Source organism: Exiguobacterium sp. s75 (assembly GCF_018617145.1).
GTDB classification, from domain to species: domain Bacteria; phylum Bacillota; class Bacilli; order Exiguobacteriales; family Exiguobacteriaceae; genus Exiguobacterium; species Exiguobacterium profundum.
In genome coordinates, this window is the sequence record NZ_JACSJQ010000003.1 from 78,630 (window position 1) to 92,118 (window position 13,489).

A 13,489-nucleotide genomic window follows, 5' to 3' on the forward strand; every position below is an offset into this window, starting at 1 on the left:
GAGACGAGATCATGAAGCGATTTACGAATGAGGGACACATCCTCATATGTTTTGATTTTGATGAGACCTACTTTCCTCATGCCTGTACACCGGAACAATTGGCATCCGTTCGTCGGCTCGAAGATTTTTTGGAACAATATTCCCATCGATTGTCAACGATGTGGGTGACAGGTAGTTCACTCGAATCGCTACAGGCAAAAGTTGAGCAGGCAAACCTTCGCTTTTGGCCACACCGTATCGCTTCAAGTTTAGGTACGGAATTGTATCGGATTGACCTAGACGGAACGTTTTCCTTAGAAAAACCGTATCAAGCGTCATTCCCAAGTGACTTTGTATCTCGTGTGGAACGTGTTGCGTCACAGATTGGACAGATGCAGGTTGAACTAGAGGCGCAACCGGATTTTGGGACGAGTCCTTGGATCCGGAGTTATTACCTCCGTGACCAAATCGGGTCTTGGAGTGAAACATTTCGCATGCTAGCTGATCAAGAAGGGATTGCCGTCAATATCAGCCGATGCAATCCGAAGGCAGGTGATCCGATGGATGCATGGGATATTGATTTTTACCCGCTCCATGCCGGGAAAGAATCCAGTGTTCGATATGTATGCGCCACTGCTTCCTTTTCACGCAAAGATGCGTATGCGTTCGGCGACAGTGGGAATGACCTTGGGATGTTAGCGCATGTTGGAAAAGGTTATTTAGTGGGCAATGCGACTGAACAGGCAAAACAGATGTATCCGGAGATGACAACAAAACCTTATGCAGAAGGGATTTTAGAAGTATTGGAATCTGATTTGTCCTCTTTCATATAGTGCATGATTTCCTCTAAAGAACGGATGAGGGTCGCACGAATCGTTTCGGAATGTGGATTGAAGTCGAGACGTTGTTGCCAAATCCGACAAAATAAATCGGTCATGGCCGCCTCTGCAGTTGTAGGATGGTTATTCAAATGAAGCGCATATCGATAAAGTAAACTTTCATAGCGCGCGTATAAATGTTCTAAGGCTTGGCGATTTTTAAGACGGATTTGATTGACCAGGCGTTCATCGAGTGTAGGAAGCATATGCAACTCCTTTCGTATGGAATGAAGGTTTCAACGATAAAAGAATCAGGAACTTTACTCAGATAAAGCATCCTCTCTGTTCTTTCACTCATTTGCTCCCGTTCAAACCAATGAATATGAAGAATAGCGGTCGAATATGCATACCCTACAACGATTCAAAACGTGTGATAACAATTCGGGCAAGTCTGTGCATCTCCCGGCGCGCGTTTAAATGATGTTTTACACTTCGGACAAGTGACAGTTTCACTCTGTTGATTGAACAGACTGCCACGATTGAATAAAATGTTGCGAAGGTTTGGTAACGCCAGTGCAGCGAAAATCATGGCCCCAAATAAAAAGGCAGCCAAGATCAGTAACAATACATAAGTCATCGTTTTTTTCCTCTCTCATTTGATTTCCTTCATCATAATCGAAATTTGAATCAGCGAACAGCTTATCAATAGAAATGAGAACAAATGTTCTGTATACTTATAATAAATAAAAGGAGGGAAAAACAGGATGAGAGAAGAATTGTTACGATGGATGCGTTCGGGTCTGGTCACAGAAATGGTATATGTGGATCGACATGGAGTGTTTTCAAAAAGACGGGTCAAGTTGCTCAAAGTGCGGGGAGAACATGTCTTAGCGTGGGATTTGAACAAACAAGCGAAACGAACGTTTCGAATCGAACAAGTACTCGCCTGTCTTCCCATCAACGAACGACTTAGAAAACGGAAGGCGGAGATTGGATGATTGCCTTACCGAAATTAGCTGCGCCAGCTAAAAGAGCCTTAGTTGCCAAAGAAGTCGAATCCTTACATGACTTGTGTCCCTATACACGCCGTGAGGTTGCGAGTTGGCATGGTATTGGACCGAATGCCCTTCGCGTCCTTGAGCTAGAGCTAATAAAACATCACTTAGCATTTAAGGAAGAGGAACCTAGTACGTGAATGAAACGTCTAGGTTTTTTTTGTGAAGTGATTGCTTTCCTTTGAAAACGGGAAGTAATATATTTGTCATCTCAATTGCCGTTAAAATCTAGTAACATGACGATAAGGTTTTATGAACCTAGCGACACCCATGAGAAAGGACGTACACAGCATGAGAACGAAACGTTTATCCGCCATTTTAAAAAATGAGATGGATGACATCTTTGATCCATGGGTGACCGGAGTCGAAACGGACTCTAGGAAGGTCAGTTCAGGGAATGTCTTTATTTGCATTCGCGGCTATACGGTTGACGGTCATAAGTTCGCAGAAGACGCCGTCGCCAACGGTGCGAGTGCGGTCATCTCAGAATATCCACTCGATCTCGATGTACCGAATGTGGTTGTTGCCGATACGAAACAGACGGCAGGAGCGGTTGCGAGTGTATTTTATGATCACCCCTCTCATCGGATGCGTATATACGGTGTGACAGGAACGAATGGAAAAACTACGACAGCGACATTGACTTATGACTTGTTGCGTCTTTCAGGACGTCGTGCCGGAATCGTTAGTACGATTGGTGCGCGTTTTCATAATCAAACGGTTGAGACAGCCAATACGACACCAGAAGCCGTCGTCTTACATCGCATCTTAGCAGAAATGGTTGATGCAGGCGTCACGGATTGCGTACTTGAAGTATCATCGCATGCCTTGATGGAAGGTCGCGTAGCGGGCATCCACTTTCATGCGGCCGCGTTTACGAATTTGACGCATGATCATTTGGACTACCATCGTTCGATGGATGAGTATGCCCGGGCAAAAGCGCGATTGTTTGAACAGGTGGAAGTGACGAACGGTGAGGCGATTGTGTTAAATGCGGAAGATCCGGCTAGTCATGTCATGGCTGAGTTTGCGCCGACACGTCAAGCCATTATGTATAGTACAAAAGAGGAAATCGAAGCCGACATCCAAGTGATTTGGCGTGAAGAGACGGTACTCGTCAGGATGAAGGAGTTCAAGCTCGAAGTGCCCGTTCGGTTCATGGGGGCGTTCAATGCGGCGAACTTAGCAGCGGCAATCGGACTTGTGTCGACTTCCGATATGGCGCTACGGACCATTGTTTCAAATGTTCCAGGACTCACCTTGCCAAAAGGGCGGTTGGAGCGTTTAGCTACAGAGGATGCTGAGATTTATATCGACTATGCCCACACACCAGACGGGCTAGAGAAATGTTTGTCTACATTGCAACAAGATAACCGTGCACTTGTCGTCGTGTTAAGTGCGGCAGGAGACCGTGATCCTACGAAACGTCAAGATATGGGACGTATCGCAAGTCGCTATTCGAATGAGGTGATTGTCACCGTACATGATGTCCGCATGGAAGACCCAAAACAAATCATTCGTGATTTAGTAAAAGGTATCCAACCGGATGTGAAGTATGTGACGTTTGAAGCAAGGGAAGAGGCCCTTCGACATGCGGCCACGCAAGCGTTAGAAGGAAAGCGTGTCGTGGTTGTCGGAAAAGGACATGACCACATTGAACGAATCGGTCGACAGTCGATTCCATTTAATGAATCAAACATTTTATTGGAAGAATTGAAAAAACGAAAAGGCCAAGAGCCCGCCGTTTAACAAAACGATGACGTTTGTCATCGTTTTTTAATGTGTGAAGAATGTGAAGGAAGGTAATACCTAGTAATGTAGTAGAATTGAAGGAGGAGAATAGACATGTCAGTTTTGTACAAAGAATTTACAAATGATGAAGAAGTCGTCACCGCCGTTCAATCGATGAAAACAAATGGGATTGATGAATCCAACATCTACGTCATCACACATGACGATGATCGGAGTAAACGTGTCGCGGATAATGCCGATGCGAACACCGTCTCGGCAAGTGACGTCGGTTTGGGGACAGCCGCCAAAAATGTGTTCCGCAAAAAAGGAGACGAACTGCGAGCCGATTTTCAAGAGCTCGGCTTCACAAAAGAAGAATCAGAGCGTCTCGAAGAGAAGTTAGATCAAGGCAAAGTACTCGTCGTCGTGAAAGACGCACCTGCCGGATTCACTATCTGATTCCACACCATGGAGAATAGAGAGGAAAGAGGCTGAATCGTGAATGATTCAGCCTCTTTTGATGGACTTAGCGAAGACGGACGACGGTGCGACCACTCAATTCACCACGCATCATCGCTTCGGCGTGGCGAGGGACGTCGTGTAACGGAATCTCATGGATCATCTCATTGAGAACTTTCGGGTCGATGAGTTCTTCGAGACGTTCCCATGCGTTCGTACGACGAACCATGGGTTGCATGACCGAATCGATGCCGATGAGCTTCACGCCGCGTAAAATAAACGGATAGACGCTCGTTGGCAACTCTGCGCCTCCGACGAGACCGCATGCGGCGACAGCACCTTCATATCGTATCTGGCTCAAGATGTTGGCGAGTGTATTTCCACCGACCGAATCGATAGCGGCATCGAAACGTTGCTTGGCGAGGGGATGGGCAGGGCCTTCTAATTCGCTTCGATCGATGATCGTCTCGACACCGAGTGAGCGTAAGTATGGTGAATCTGTTTTGCCGGTGGAGGCGACGACATGGTAGCCGAGACGACGAAGCAACGTAATCGCGAAGCTTCCGACACCACCTGTCGCGCCTGTGACAAGTACTTCTTCACCCGGACGCACACCTGCGTGTTCGAGTGCATCAACGGAAAGCATGGCGGTAAGTCCTGGTGTTCCGATGGCGATTGCATCTCGCATGCTCATTCCTTTCGGTAACTTCACGAGCCATTTCCCCGGTACTTGCGCATACTGGCTAAATCCACCGAAGTGCCGTTCCCCAATCCCGAAACCAGTGGCGATTACCTCGTCGCCAACTTTGATGTCGAGGTGGTCTGATTCGACGACAGTTCCAACGAATTCGCATCCCGGAATGAACGGATAGCGATTGACGATTTTACCAGAAGTCGTTAATCCGAGCGCGTCTTTATAGTTCAACGCAGAGTAGTGAACTTCCACTAACACATTTCCGTCCTCTTCTTTCGGAAGGACATCGGCTTGTACTTCTTTTACTTCGGCATGAAGGCGTTCCTCGTGCTGGTCGAGCACGAGTGCTTGGAATGATTCATTCATCTGCTTAACCTCTTTTCCTATGGATGTCTTCACTCTAACAGTCTTTCCCTCACAAAATGAAATATATGCACGAATCTTTAGGGGGAAACGGGTAGAGAGTGGTACAATAGAGGGGATTCAAATTGCGTAAGGAGGAATGTAGTATGCGGCACGATGACTATGAGTTTGACGATGTAGAAGTAGAAGAAGGCGAATTGTTCAACGTATACGATATTCTCCCACCGGACGGGACGATCCTGGAGATGGCGACAGCTGAGGAAATGGTTCGAGCGGCCGAATTAGAAGCGAAGCATCATGCGCTTCAACGGCTCCAAGATTCAAACTTCCAGTTAACAGGCGTGTCGTTCAAAGAACTTCTGACAGAATTTGAACAGTATGAGCAAGAGTCAATGGAGTTCTGGACAGGTGTCTATAACCGGTTACGCATTCCTTGGGCGTGGACGATTCGAATCGATGTGGCCAATGGTCCGATTCATGTCGTGAACGATCGCGATATCTTTATTGATGAAGACGACTTCGAAGAATACGATGTTGATGATCTATTAGAGGAATACGAAGAAGATTGAATCAAAAACGTCTTTCCCTCATTCAGATGGGAGAGACGTTTTTTTGTCGTGGAGCAGGTCGTGACGAATCCGACTGAGTTCAGTCGCTCCAAATAATAAGCCGACACTACATAAAATTGAGACACCACTCACCATCGCCCCGACGACGGCGGTATCTCCAATCATTGTGAATGACATGGTGAGGCTGAACAGTCCAAATAGCAGTAATCCTCCAGCAATGGTTTTCATAAAATTCACCCTTTCACGTATCTATGCATGTAGTGTAGACGGTTTGACGAGAGAAGGGTGTTTCTTTTTTTGACCTGGTAAATTATTTAATCAAGTCGTAAATCGAATAGGTCTTGCCATTTTCTAGGGGGCGGTCAATTAACTGTTCAGCAAATACACGAGCAACCGTTTCAGGAGAGCGGAGTCGTCCTTCTGTTTCGTATGAACGGAATTGTTCAAGGTCAGCGAACGCCTCTTTCGAAGAAGAACGAATCTCCGCCTGCATCGACGTATCCATCACACCTGGATTGAATAGAGCTGCACGATGTGAGGTTCCTTCTAGCTCTAGTGCAAGTGTCTCTGTGAAATGATCGAGTCCTGCTTTCGTGCCACAATATGCGCTCCAACCTGAGATCGGACGCTTAGCAGCGCCAGAGGTCACATGAATCAAATCGGTCGGCTTGTTGAAAGCGAGGACCGCATTCGCCAATAGCATCGGCGCAAGCAGGTTGGCGTGGACATGAGCGGTCACTTTCTCACCATCTAATTGTCCGACACGATGAATCGGTTCAATCCATGCTGCATTTTGAACGAGCAAAACCGAATCAGCCCGCTCTAGAAACGGTGTGATCTCCCGAATGACTGCATCAATCCCCGAAACGTTTGATAGGTCGACTGATCGTTGCTGATACGTAACGTCTTCCGCCTGTGAGCGAGAGAGCCCGACCACCTCGTAATCTCTAGCTTGTAGTTCCTGAGCGATGGAACGGCCGAGACCACGCGATGCGCCTGTGATGAGAGCAAGTTTCATATACATTCCTCCTATTCGTGAATCGTTTTCCGAAAACCGTAGAACGGACGAAACCGTAATTTCTCGTAATATGTGTGGGAATTTTGACTTGCGAGCATCTCAAGCCGTGTGTCTGGATAAAGTGTATGGACGTGTTGGAGTAACTGTTCGCCAAGACCACGTCTACGATATGTAGAAGCGACCAACAGTTCACAAACATACAAACTGACTGTCGTATCAGTCAATCCGCGCAAATAAGCGACAATCTTTCCATTTTCAGACTCCATCACATAGGTGACGTTTGATTGACGCCATGCCTCACGGGTCAACGCGTCACGTTCTACCAATTGGCTCCAACCTTCATCGCGATTAAGTTGTTGAATCGAGTCAAAGTCTGATTCCATATAAGTACGAATGTTCATTCAATCCGTTCTCCAATCTGCATTTCAATCTGTTTCATGACGTCGAACGCCCCATCTGATTGATTTGAACAAATGACCGAGATGGTATCGATTTCTGGATAGTAACCAGAATGGAAACTGACACCAGGGTCATAGCCCATCACGTGATATTTATAGACATCTCCCGATGCGTGATGTTGAATCCAAAGTCCGTATCCATAACTCCCGCCGCGGTCATTAACCGTCACGTGTGGTGTCAAAAGAAGCGACGTAGAAGCGGTATCAAGAAGCTGATGTGAAAACAGCGATTTCCAAAATTTAGTCATGTCTTGAGCGGTCACATACGCGCCACCATCTGCTCCTCCTTTGATTGGAATCGCATATTGGTTTGTACGCCATGTGCCGTCCGAGTGGTCAATATAACCGAGTGCTGTTCTAGAAGGCAAGGCATCGAGTGAAAAGTATCCAGAATCAATCATACCAGCAGGATGAAAAATCGATTGTTCGACATAGTCGGTGAAAGATTGCCCGGTCACATCTTCTACAATCAACCCTAACAGAATATATCCTGCATTATTGTAGGAGAATCGAGAACCCGGTTCGTCTTTCATAGATTTTTGTTGAAACAACGGTAAAAAATCACGTAACTGTTGAAGCCGATACATCGGGATATCACGCCATAGCGCTTCAAAGTCATCAGAGACGGATTCATCAAAATAGTCAGGGATTCCTGATGTGTGCGTCAACAACTGATGTACGGTGACGTTTGGTGACAGATGAGGTAAGGCAAATGTTTGAAATGAGTCAAGCGAGGTGGAAAAGGATAGTTTCCCTTGCTCGACTAACTGGCAAATCGCGATTGCTGTAAACAGTTTGCAACCGGACGCGATCCCGAACCGTGTCGTCACGTCATGTTGAATCTGTTCTGAGCGATTCGCATAGCCGTAAGACTGGTGGATTGATCCGTTTCGATTGGTGAGCAAATAGACACCCGAAAATGTCTCGTCAATCGATGGATGTGTGAAATGTGGCATGAGAAACCTCCATGTATTGAGTGATTCAATAAGTCGACTATATCATGTCCATCACAATCTCTCTAAAATTTACTCAATTTTCAAAAAAACATTTACCAAATAACAGGAATTGAGACAGGTGTCTGACCTCGAACGTGGTACGATATGGGCGAACAGAGAGGAAGTGGATTCAATGACGTTATTCTTCTGGGGGGTACTCGTTGGATTTTTGATTGCCTTGTGGTTATCCAAACGTCCACAGCCACATGCACAGTCTCTTTCGTTTATGCATTTCGGGAATCAAACGAAAGATGTCATTTATATTTTTGAAACGAAACCGACTTGGCGTTTCCGATACATCAGTCCTTCTTTAGACTTATATCTCGGAGAAGGAACGGTGATGCGAAGTTATTCAGATGCACAAGATTGTTTTCGGAGAATCCATCCGGATGATCGACGTCTCCTGCTCGATAAAGTGGCGGGACGCGTCAACTATGAAGAAGCGATTCTTCAGCGATGGCGCACGAATGACGGCACTTATGTATGGTTCGAGGAATACACCACGCCGATCTATCAGAATGATGAAATCGTAGCGGTTCAAGGTGTGATTCGGAACATCGAAGCAGCCATGACCGAGCGTGAACGTCTCATGTATGAAAGTCGCCACGATAGCTTGACCGGTGTCTTCAATCGTCGGGCGTTTGAAGACACGATTGCTCAAGCAAGAAATGCGTGTGACGTCGGAATCATCGTGCTGGATGTGAACGATTTGAAAGTCGTGAATGACGAAGAAGGGCATTCAGCTGGTGACTGTTTATTGAAACGAGTCGGTACAATCCTTCAAGACATCGAATCATCCGTCTATCGTTTAGGAGGAGATGAGTTCGTCTTGTTTCTAGAAATGATGCCTAAAGACGCATGTGAACGAATGGTTCGTCAAATTGAAGCGGCTTGTCTACAAGAAGGGATTTCCGTTGCCATCGGGTTGGCATGGGCATCTTGTCCGGAAACGATTGAGGCGCTTTGGCAACGTGCGGACGATGTCATGTATGAACGAAAGCGACAACAAAAAATAGACCTCCTTGACGCGTAAGTTCAAGGAGGTCTATTGGTTTAGCTGCTTACTTCTTCTACGTCAGACGAGTCTTCACCTAAATTGTTTAGATAGCGTTCATAACGAGAAATGCCGTAGCGATAAGATGCCCACATGAGCACGGACGTGACGACGACAAGTCCCGTTGTCACTGGAACAAACCATTTGGAGACGATGCCGTTCGCATAAGCGAGTCCGATCGGTGAGAAGACAAGGTAAACGAAAATCATCGAAGCGACGAGCAAAATCGATGTCGAAAGGGCATGCCGCCACGGTTTGACTCGTCCGAGTTCGATTTGAATCGGATTTGCTTGCAGCATCGGTCGTACACGCGCAAATACGAGCATGATTCCCGTTTCGATGACGAAGAGGATTCCGTAAATATGGATAAAGTTGATGCCGATTTCGACGTCGAACCATTGTTTCGTTCCCCACACGAGGAAATAGTAGGCGATGACGTGGAAAAAGACGACGGTCTTCGCGGCGATTGGCGGCACACGTTTAACAAGCATCCCGATTAAAACGATGACGAGAATCGGGATGTTGAAGAAACCGGTGAAGCGACGAATCAAGTCCCACAAGCCATCTGGCGCATACATAAGATTCGGGGCGACAAAGAACGAGACGAGTGCAACGAACGTCCCGAACCATTTGCTGACGCGAATCAAATCTTGGTCAGAAGCATCCGGTTTAAACTTCGGTTTGTAAATGTCGAGTACGAAGAGCGTCGCGATACTATTCAAGAGCGAGTTGAACGAGCTGAATACGGCACCGAGCAAGACGGCGAGGAAAAAGCCCATGAGCCACATCGGTAACAGCTCGGCAATCAAACTCGGATAAGCGAGGTCTGCCTTCTCGACGTTCGACCCGTACAAGTGAAACGCGATGACGCCAGGTAACAACATGAAGATTGGAACGAGTAATTTCAAGTAGCCGGTAAAGAGAACGCCTTTTTGTCCTTCCGCTAAGTTTTTTGCACCGAGGGCCCGTTGAATCACGTATTGATTCAGTGCCCAATAGAACAAGTTCGCAAAAATCATTCCGGTGAAAATGGAGAGAAACGGGACCGAGTCGTTAGCGGAACCGATGGCGTTCAACTTTTCGGGATTCGTCGTCGCAATCGTCTTCATCCCGTCCAATAAATTCCCGTCCCCTAGTGCGAGAAAGCCTAGTGTCGGAACGAGGAATCCAATAATGATGAGTCCGATCCCGTTCAACGTGTCCGATACGGCAACGGCACGAAGACCTCCGAAGATGGCATAAATCGCCCCGATAATCCCAATGAACCAAACGACGAGCCAAAGGGACTGCTCAAAGCTAATGCCGAGAAGGGCCGGCACATCGAACAGTTGCAGGACGGCTAATCCACCTGAGTACAGCATAGATGGAATCGTGACGCACATATAGCCGAGTAGAAATAACAGGACGGTCAATCGACGAACGTCCTCGTCATAGCGTTGACTTAAAAATTCAGGAATAGTCGAAATCCCGATGCCAAGAAAGCGTGGCAACAAAAAGAGCGCCATGATGATGGCGGCGATACCGGCCGTCACTTCCCAAGCCATGGCCGACATGTTGCCGGCGAACGATTGGCCATTCAAGCCAATCAATTGTTCCGCTGACAAGTTGGTCAACAGGAGCGATCCCGCGATGAAGACGCCTGTTAGACCGCGACCGGCCAAGAAGTAATCGTCGGCGCTTTCGACTTTTCCTTTCGTCATGCGATACGAGACGTAAGCGACGAGCGCCATGAACAGGGCACCGGTCACGAGTATGTAGAGTACTTGTTGAAATGTCATGAAATCCCCTCATTCCTTACTTATGTTTTATATGTATTTGTAGGAAATACCCTAAATTATAAGAAGGTAGTCCTATTGTTTTGATCGAATCATACAGAAACCATGAACGTGGGGACGATTGCGTACTTGTCGTACGAGAGTAGAAAATCGATGAGGATGGATGGACCGATGGGAGGGACCTCGTGAAGAAGTGGATGATTGGAATGTTATCTGTTGTAGTGATAGCAGGTTATATCATGTTTAGCGAAATGCTGAAAGAAGAAAACACGAGTGATTTGGCTGTGACCGAAAGCTTCCGACACATAGACGATTTAGCTACAAGCTCGCCGATTGTCATCGTCGGCAAAGTGAGAAGTGCTCCTAAACCGTTTACACATCAATCGGTCACATTCTTTGAATCACACATTCAAGTGCAGCGTGTCTATCGAGACGTGAATGGTCAACTGAAGTCAGCCGATACGATCACCCTTTTACAAAATGATATGGAAGAAGACCCGCTCGTCAAACGAGACGAGACCGTTTTGCTGTATTTACAAAGATATGAAGGACCCGTGATGGAGAATGCATATCGGATTGTCGGTCTACAACTGGGACATTTCAAAGTGAATCGGACAGGGACACTGACTTCGGTAGGAAAACCTAACCTTTATCAAGAAAGCGGGCTCAGTGCTGACTTGAGCAAACTAGAGACATCATTGAAAGACAATCCTTATGTGGAAGAAAGAAACGAAGTGATGACGGATGAGGAAATCGAGGCTTTCAATGAAAATGAAGAGCGTTTGTTAGAGGAATCTCAACAACATAGCGAGTAAAAGCGGTGCTGACAAAATCAGCACCGCTTTTTATAATCGAATGTTCTTTCGAATGTCAAAAAAACTGAAGCATAGACGTCGCAACCGTGAAGTAGATGATGAGCCCTAGGTTGTCCATCAATGTCGTGATGAACGGTCCGGAAGCGACAGCCGGGTCTAACTTCAGGCGATTGATGAGAAGCGGGACAACCGTGCCGATCATTGTGGCGACACTGAGTGCGGCAAAGATGGAAACTCCGACAATGAAACCGATCAGCATGTTGTCATACAGCAGCGTGATGACGCCAAAGATGACAATCATACACGCAATCCCTAAGATGATGCCGGTTCCGAGTTCGCGTCGAATCATCTTCATAACGTTCTTTCGATTGATGGTCCCGAGTGCAATTGAGCGCACAGCGACGACGAGTGATTGCGTGGCTGCGTTCCCGGCAGAGCCCATGACAAGTGGCATGAAGACAGCGAGAAGCACAATCGTTTCGAGGGTGTCTTCGAAACCGCCAATCGTCGAAGCTGTAATCATGCCGAGAAACATGAGGCTGACAATCCAAGGGGCACGTTTTTTCGCTGCTTCAAGCGGACTCATGTTGATATCAGACGAACCTTTCGTCGCGGAGAGTTCTTCAAAGTCTTCTGTCGTTTCGCGCTCGATGACATCTAATATATCATCGACCGTGATGATGCCAAGTAGCTTTTGCTGATCATCGATAACGGGAAGGGCCAACAAATCGTACTTCTGGACAATCCTGGCCAAGTCTTCCTGGTCGGTCATGACGTTTGCCGAAATGACGCGGAACCCCATGATGTCTTCAATTTTCGCCTCGAGCGGTGCGACAATTAAATCACGTAAGGAGACAACACCAACCAGTTGGTGCGCTTGGTCGACCACATATAAGTAATAAATCGTTTCGGCATCTGGTCCGAGTTCACGCAACTCTTCAAGGGTCAGTCCAACCGTCTTATCAGCTTGAAGGACGACAAACTCAGTTGTCATGAGCGATCCGGCCGTTTCTTCCGGATACTGCATCAAATCTTTGACTTCTTGTTCCTCAATATCATCCATCTGCTCGAATAGCGTGTCCATGAACGCATCGGGTAGTTCCCGCATCAAGTCGGCCGCGTTGTCCGAATACATTTCATTCAAGATTCGGACGGCATACGACTGAGGTGTTTCTTGGATAAATGTACATTGTTCCTCTAACGTCAGCTTTTCAAATAGATCGGTGAATACCTCAGGGGAGATGGTTCGATACACGAACGACCGCTCATGTTGATTTAGTTCGATAAAATGATCCGCCTGTTCACCCGGGTGAAGGGAGAGAAAGAGATCTTGAAAATCGACCGGGTCTCCCTTTTGAATCAATGTACGAAGCGCTGCTTCATGTTCGTTGTATTCCGTTTCTTCAATTTTCATATGCTCACATCCTGATCTCTCACGTTTTCAATTTCATTTACGGTGAATAAAAAAAGTTTTCTACATTTTTTAGGGCGATACTATACATCAGCCATACATCTTATTTCCCTTTGCCATCGTCCTGATTTCTAGAGTATTGTTTGTTCATTCACATGAGTGAACATTTATTCATATCAATGCGGAATCGGCAACAGGTGAACTGTCGGATTAGACATTCGCAAATTTGGTAAAGTGATAAGGTAAGGGTAGTCACACACCCGAATCACAAGGAGGAAGCGAGATGATCTCAATG

16 protein-coding genes are annotated in these 13,489 nt (G+C 46.7%); 7 read left to right on the forward strand and 9 right to left on the reverse strand.

Going from position 1 to position 13,489, the window contains the following annotated elements; genetic code table 11:
* Positions 1-11: 11 nt before the first annotated feature.
* Complete coding sequence (locus tag KNO68_RS11550; protein WP_215112517.1) at positions 12-812, forward strand: HAD family hydrolase; 801 nt, start codon at positions 12-14, stop codon at positions 810-812.
* Here KNO68_RS11550 and KNO68_RS11555 read toward each other — a convergent pair.
* Positions 758-1,063 carry an RNA polymerase sigma factor gene (locus KNO68_RS11555; RefSeq protein ID WP_215112518.1) on the reverse strand — a complete coding sequence of 102 codons (306 nt, stop codon included), beginning with the start codon at positions 1,061-1,063 and terminating at the stop codon, positions 758-760. The genes KNO68_RS11550 and KNO68_RS11555 overlap by 55 nt on opposite strands.
* A 155-nt stretch (positions 1,064-1,218) precedes the next feature.
* The gene (locus KNO68_RS11560; RefSeq protein WP_012727536.1) at positions 1,219-1,434 is read right to left on the reverse strand and encodes a hypothetical protein; all 216 of its coding nucleotides are present in this window, start codon (positions 1,432-1,434) and stop codon (positions 1,219-1,221) included.
* A gap of 127 nt (positions 1,435-1,561) precedes the next feature.
* On the opposite strand from KNO68_RS11560, the gene KNO68_RS11565 reads away from it, so the two are divergent.
* The 3 genes from KNO68_RS11565 (at position 1,562) to KNO68_RS11575 (ending at position 4,042) form a co-directional block, all read left to right on the forward strand.
* Positions 1,562-1,795, forward strand: coding sequence for a hypothetical protein (locus tag KNO68_RS11565; RefSeq protein WP_215112519.1), 234 nt, complete (start codon positions 1,562-1,564; stop codon positions 1,793-1,795).
* Between the two features lie 348 nt (positions 1,796-2,143).
* Complete coding sequence (locus KNO68_RS11570) at positions 2,144-3,601, forward strand: UDP-N-acetylmuramoyl-L-alanyl-D-glutamate--2,6-diaminopimelate ligase (protein WP_214815300.1); 1,458 nt, start codon at positions 2,144-2,146, stop codon at positions 3,599-3,601.
* 96 nt (positions 3,602-3,697) lie between these two features.
* Entirely contained in the window at positions 3,698-4,042 is a 345-nt protein-coding gene (locus KNO68_RS11575; protein WP_012727532.1) for a YflT domain-containing protein, read from the forward strand.
* A gap of 67 nt (positions 4,043-4,109) precedes the next feature.
* Here KNO68_RS11575 and KNO68_RS11580 read toward each other — a convergent pair whose 3' ends face one another.
* A complete protein-coding gene (locus KNO68_RS11580) occupies positions 4,110-5,102 on the reverse strand; it encodes an MDR family oxidoreductase (RefSeq protein WP_214687652.1) in 993 nt (330 codons plus the stop codon).
* Between the two features lie 143 nt (positions 5,103-5,245).
* Here KNO68_RS11580 and KNO68_RS11585 point away from each other — a divergent pair, with 143 nt between their 5' ends.
* On the forward strand, positions 5,246-5,668 hold the full coding sequence (locus tag KNO68_RS11585) for a hypothetical protein (RefSeq protein WP_012727530.1): 423 nt from the start codon (positions 5,246-5,248) through the stop codon (positions 5,666-5,668).
* A gap of 18 nt (positions 5,669-5,686) precedes the next feature.
* Here KNO68_RS11585 and KNO68_RS11590 read toward each other — a convergent pair whose 3' ends face one another.
* The 4 genes from KNO68_RS11590 to KNO68_RS11605 all read right to left on the reverse strand — a co-directional run bounded on the left by KNO68_RS11590 (position 5,687) and on the right by KNO68_RS11605 (position 8,100).
* Positions 5,687-5,896, reverse strand: coding sequence for a hypothetical protein (locus KNO68_RS11590; RefSeq protein ID WP_078147783.1), 210 nt, complete (start codon positions 5,894-5,896; stop codon positions 5,687-5,689).
* An 82-nt stretch (positions 5,897-5,978) separates the two neighbouring features.
* Positions 5,979-6,686: an SDR family NAD(P)-dependent oxidoreductase gene (locus KNO68_RS11595; RefSeq protein ID WP_078147782.1), complete on the reverse strand. Its 708-nt coding sequence runs from the start codon at positions 6,684-6,686 to the stop codon at positions 5,979-5,981.
* Positions 6,687-6,697: 11 nt separating this feature from the next.
* Entirely contained in the window at positions 6,698-7,087 is a 390-nt protein-coding gene (locus tag KNO68_RS11600; protein WP_074035497.1) for a GNAT family N-acetyltransferase, read from the reverse strand.
* Positions 7,084-8,100 (reverse strand): serine hydrolase domain-containing protein, encoded by a 1,017-nt coding sequence (locus tag KNO68_RS11605; protein WP_215112520.1) that lies wholly within the window; start codon positions 8,098-8,100, stop codon positions 7,084-7,086. Before KNO68_RS11605 ends, KNO68_RS11600 begins: the two co-directional genes overlap by 4 nt.
* A gap of 172 nt (positions 8,101-8,272) precedes the next feature.
* On the opposite strand from KNO68_RS11605, the gene KNO68_RS11610 reads away from it, so the two are divergent.
* The gene (locus tag KNO68_RS11610) at positions 8,273-9,172 is read left to right on the forward strand and encodes a GGDEF domain-containing protein (protein ID WP_078147780.1); all 900 of its coding nucleotides are present in this window, start codon (positions 8,273-8,275) and stop codon (positions 9,170-9,172) included.
* Positions 9,173-9,192: 20 nt separating this feature from the next.
* On the opposite strand, the gene KNO68_RS11615 is transcribed toward KNO68_RS11610, so the two are convergent.
* Positions 9,193-10,971: a solute:sodium symporter family transporter gene (locus KNO68_RS11615; RefSeq protein ID WP_214814015.1), complete on the reverse strand. Its 1,779-nt coding sequence runs from the start codon at positions 10,969-10,971 to the stop codon at positions 9,193-9,195.
* Positions 10,972-11,153: 182 nt separating this feature from the next.
* On the opposite strand from KNO68_RS11615, the gene KNO68_RS11620 reads away from it, so the two are divergent.
* Positions 11,154-11,783 (forward strand): hypothetical protein, encoded by a 630-nt coding sequence (locus tag KNO68_RS11620; protein WP_078147778.1) that lies wholly within the window; start codon positions 11,154-11,156, stop codon positions 11,781-11,783.
* A gap of 55 nt (positions 11,784-11,838) precedes the next feature.
* Here KNO68_RS11620 and mgtE read toward each other — a convergent pair whose 3' ends face one another.
* Positions 11,839-13,197, reverse strand: coding sequence for a magnesium transporter (gene mgtE, locus KNO68_RS11625; RefSeq protein ID WP_078147777.1), 1,359 nt, complete (start codon positions 13,195-13,197; stop codon positions 11,839-11,841).
* Between the last annotated feature and the right edge of the window lie 292 nt (positions 13,198-13,489).

Coding starts and splice junctions, on each gene's coding strand:
- KNO68_RS11585 (WP_012727530.1), top strand. CDS start 5,246: ATGCGGCACGATGACTATGAGTTTGACGATGTAGAAGTAGAAGAAGGC.
- KNO68_RS11590 (WP_078147783.1), bottom strand. CDS start 5,896: ATGAAAACCATTGCTGGAGGATTACTGCTATTTGGACTGTTCAGCCTC.
- mgtE (WP_078147777.1), bottom strand. CDS start 13,197: ATGAAAATTGAAGAAACGGAATACAACGAACATGAAGCAGCGCTTCGT.
- KNO68_RS11560 (WP_012727536.1), bottom strand. CDS start 1,434: ATGACTTATGTATTGTTACTGATCTTGGCTGCCTTTTTATTTGGGGCC.
- KNO68_RS11610 (WP_078147780.1), top strand. CDS start 8,273: ATGACGTTATTCTTCTGGGGGGTACTCGTTGGATTTTTGATTGCCTTG.
- KNO68_RS11575 (WP_012727532.1), top strand. CDS start 3,698: ATGTCAGTTTTGTACAAAGAATTTACAAATGATGAAGAAGTCGTCACC.
- KNO68_RS11615 (WP_214814015.1), bottom strand. CDS start 10,971: ATGACATTTCAACAAGTACTCTACATACTCGTGACCGGTGCCCTGTTC.
- KNO68_RS11600 (WP_074035497.1), bottom strand. CDS start 7,087: ATGAACATTCGTACTTATATGGAATCAGACTTTGACTCGATTCAACAA.
- KNO68_RS11605 (WP_215112520.1), bottom strand. CDS start 8,100: ATGCCACATTTCACACATCCATCGATTGACGAGACATTTTCGGGTGTC.
- KNO68_RS11570 (WP_214815300.1), top strand. CDS start 2,144: ATGAGAACGAAACGTTTATCCGCCATTTTAAAAAATGAGATGGATGAC.
- KNO68_RS11550 (WP_215112517.1), top strand. CDS start 12: ATGAAGCGATTTACGAATGAGGGACACATCCTCATATGTTTTGATTTT.
- KNO68_RS11555 (WP_215112518.1), bottom strand. CDS start 1,063: ATGCTTCCTACACTCGATGAACGCCTGGTCAATCAAATCCGTCTTAAA.
- KNO68_RS11565 (WP_215112519.1), top strand. CDS start 1,562: ATGAGAGAAGAATTGTTACGATGGATGCGTTCGGGTCTGGTCACAGAA.
- KNO68_RS11580 (WP_214687652.1), bottom strand. CDS start 5,102: ATGAATGAATCATTCCAAGCACTCGTGCTCGACCAGCACGAGGAACGC.
- KNO68_RS11595 (WP_078147782.1), bottom strand. CDS start 6,686: ATGAAACTTGCTCTCATCACAGGCGCATCGCGTGGTCTCGGCCGTTCC.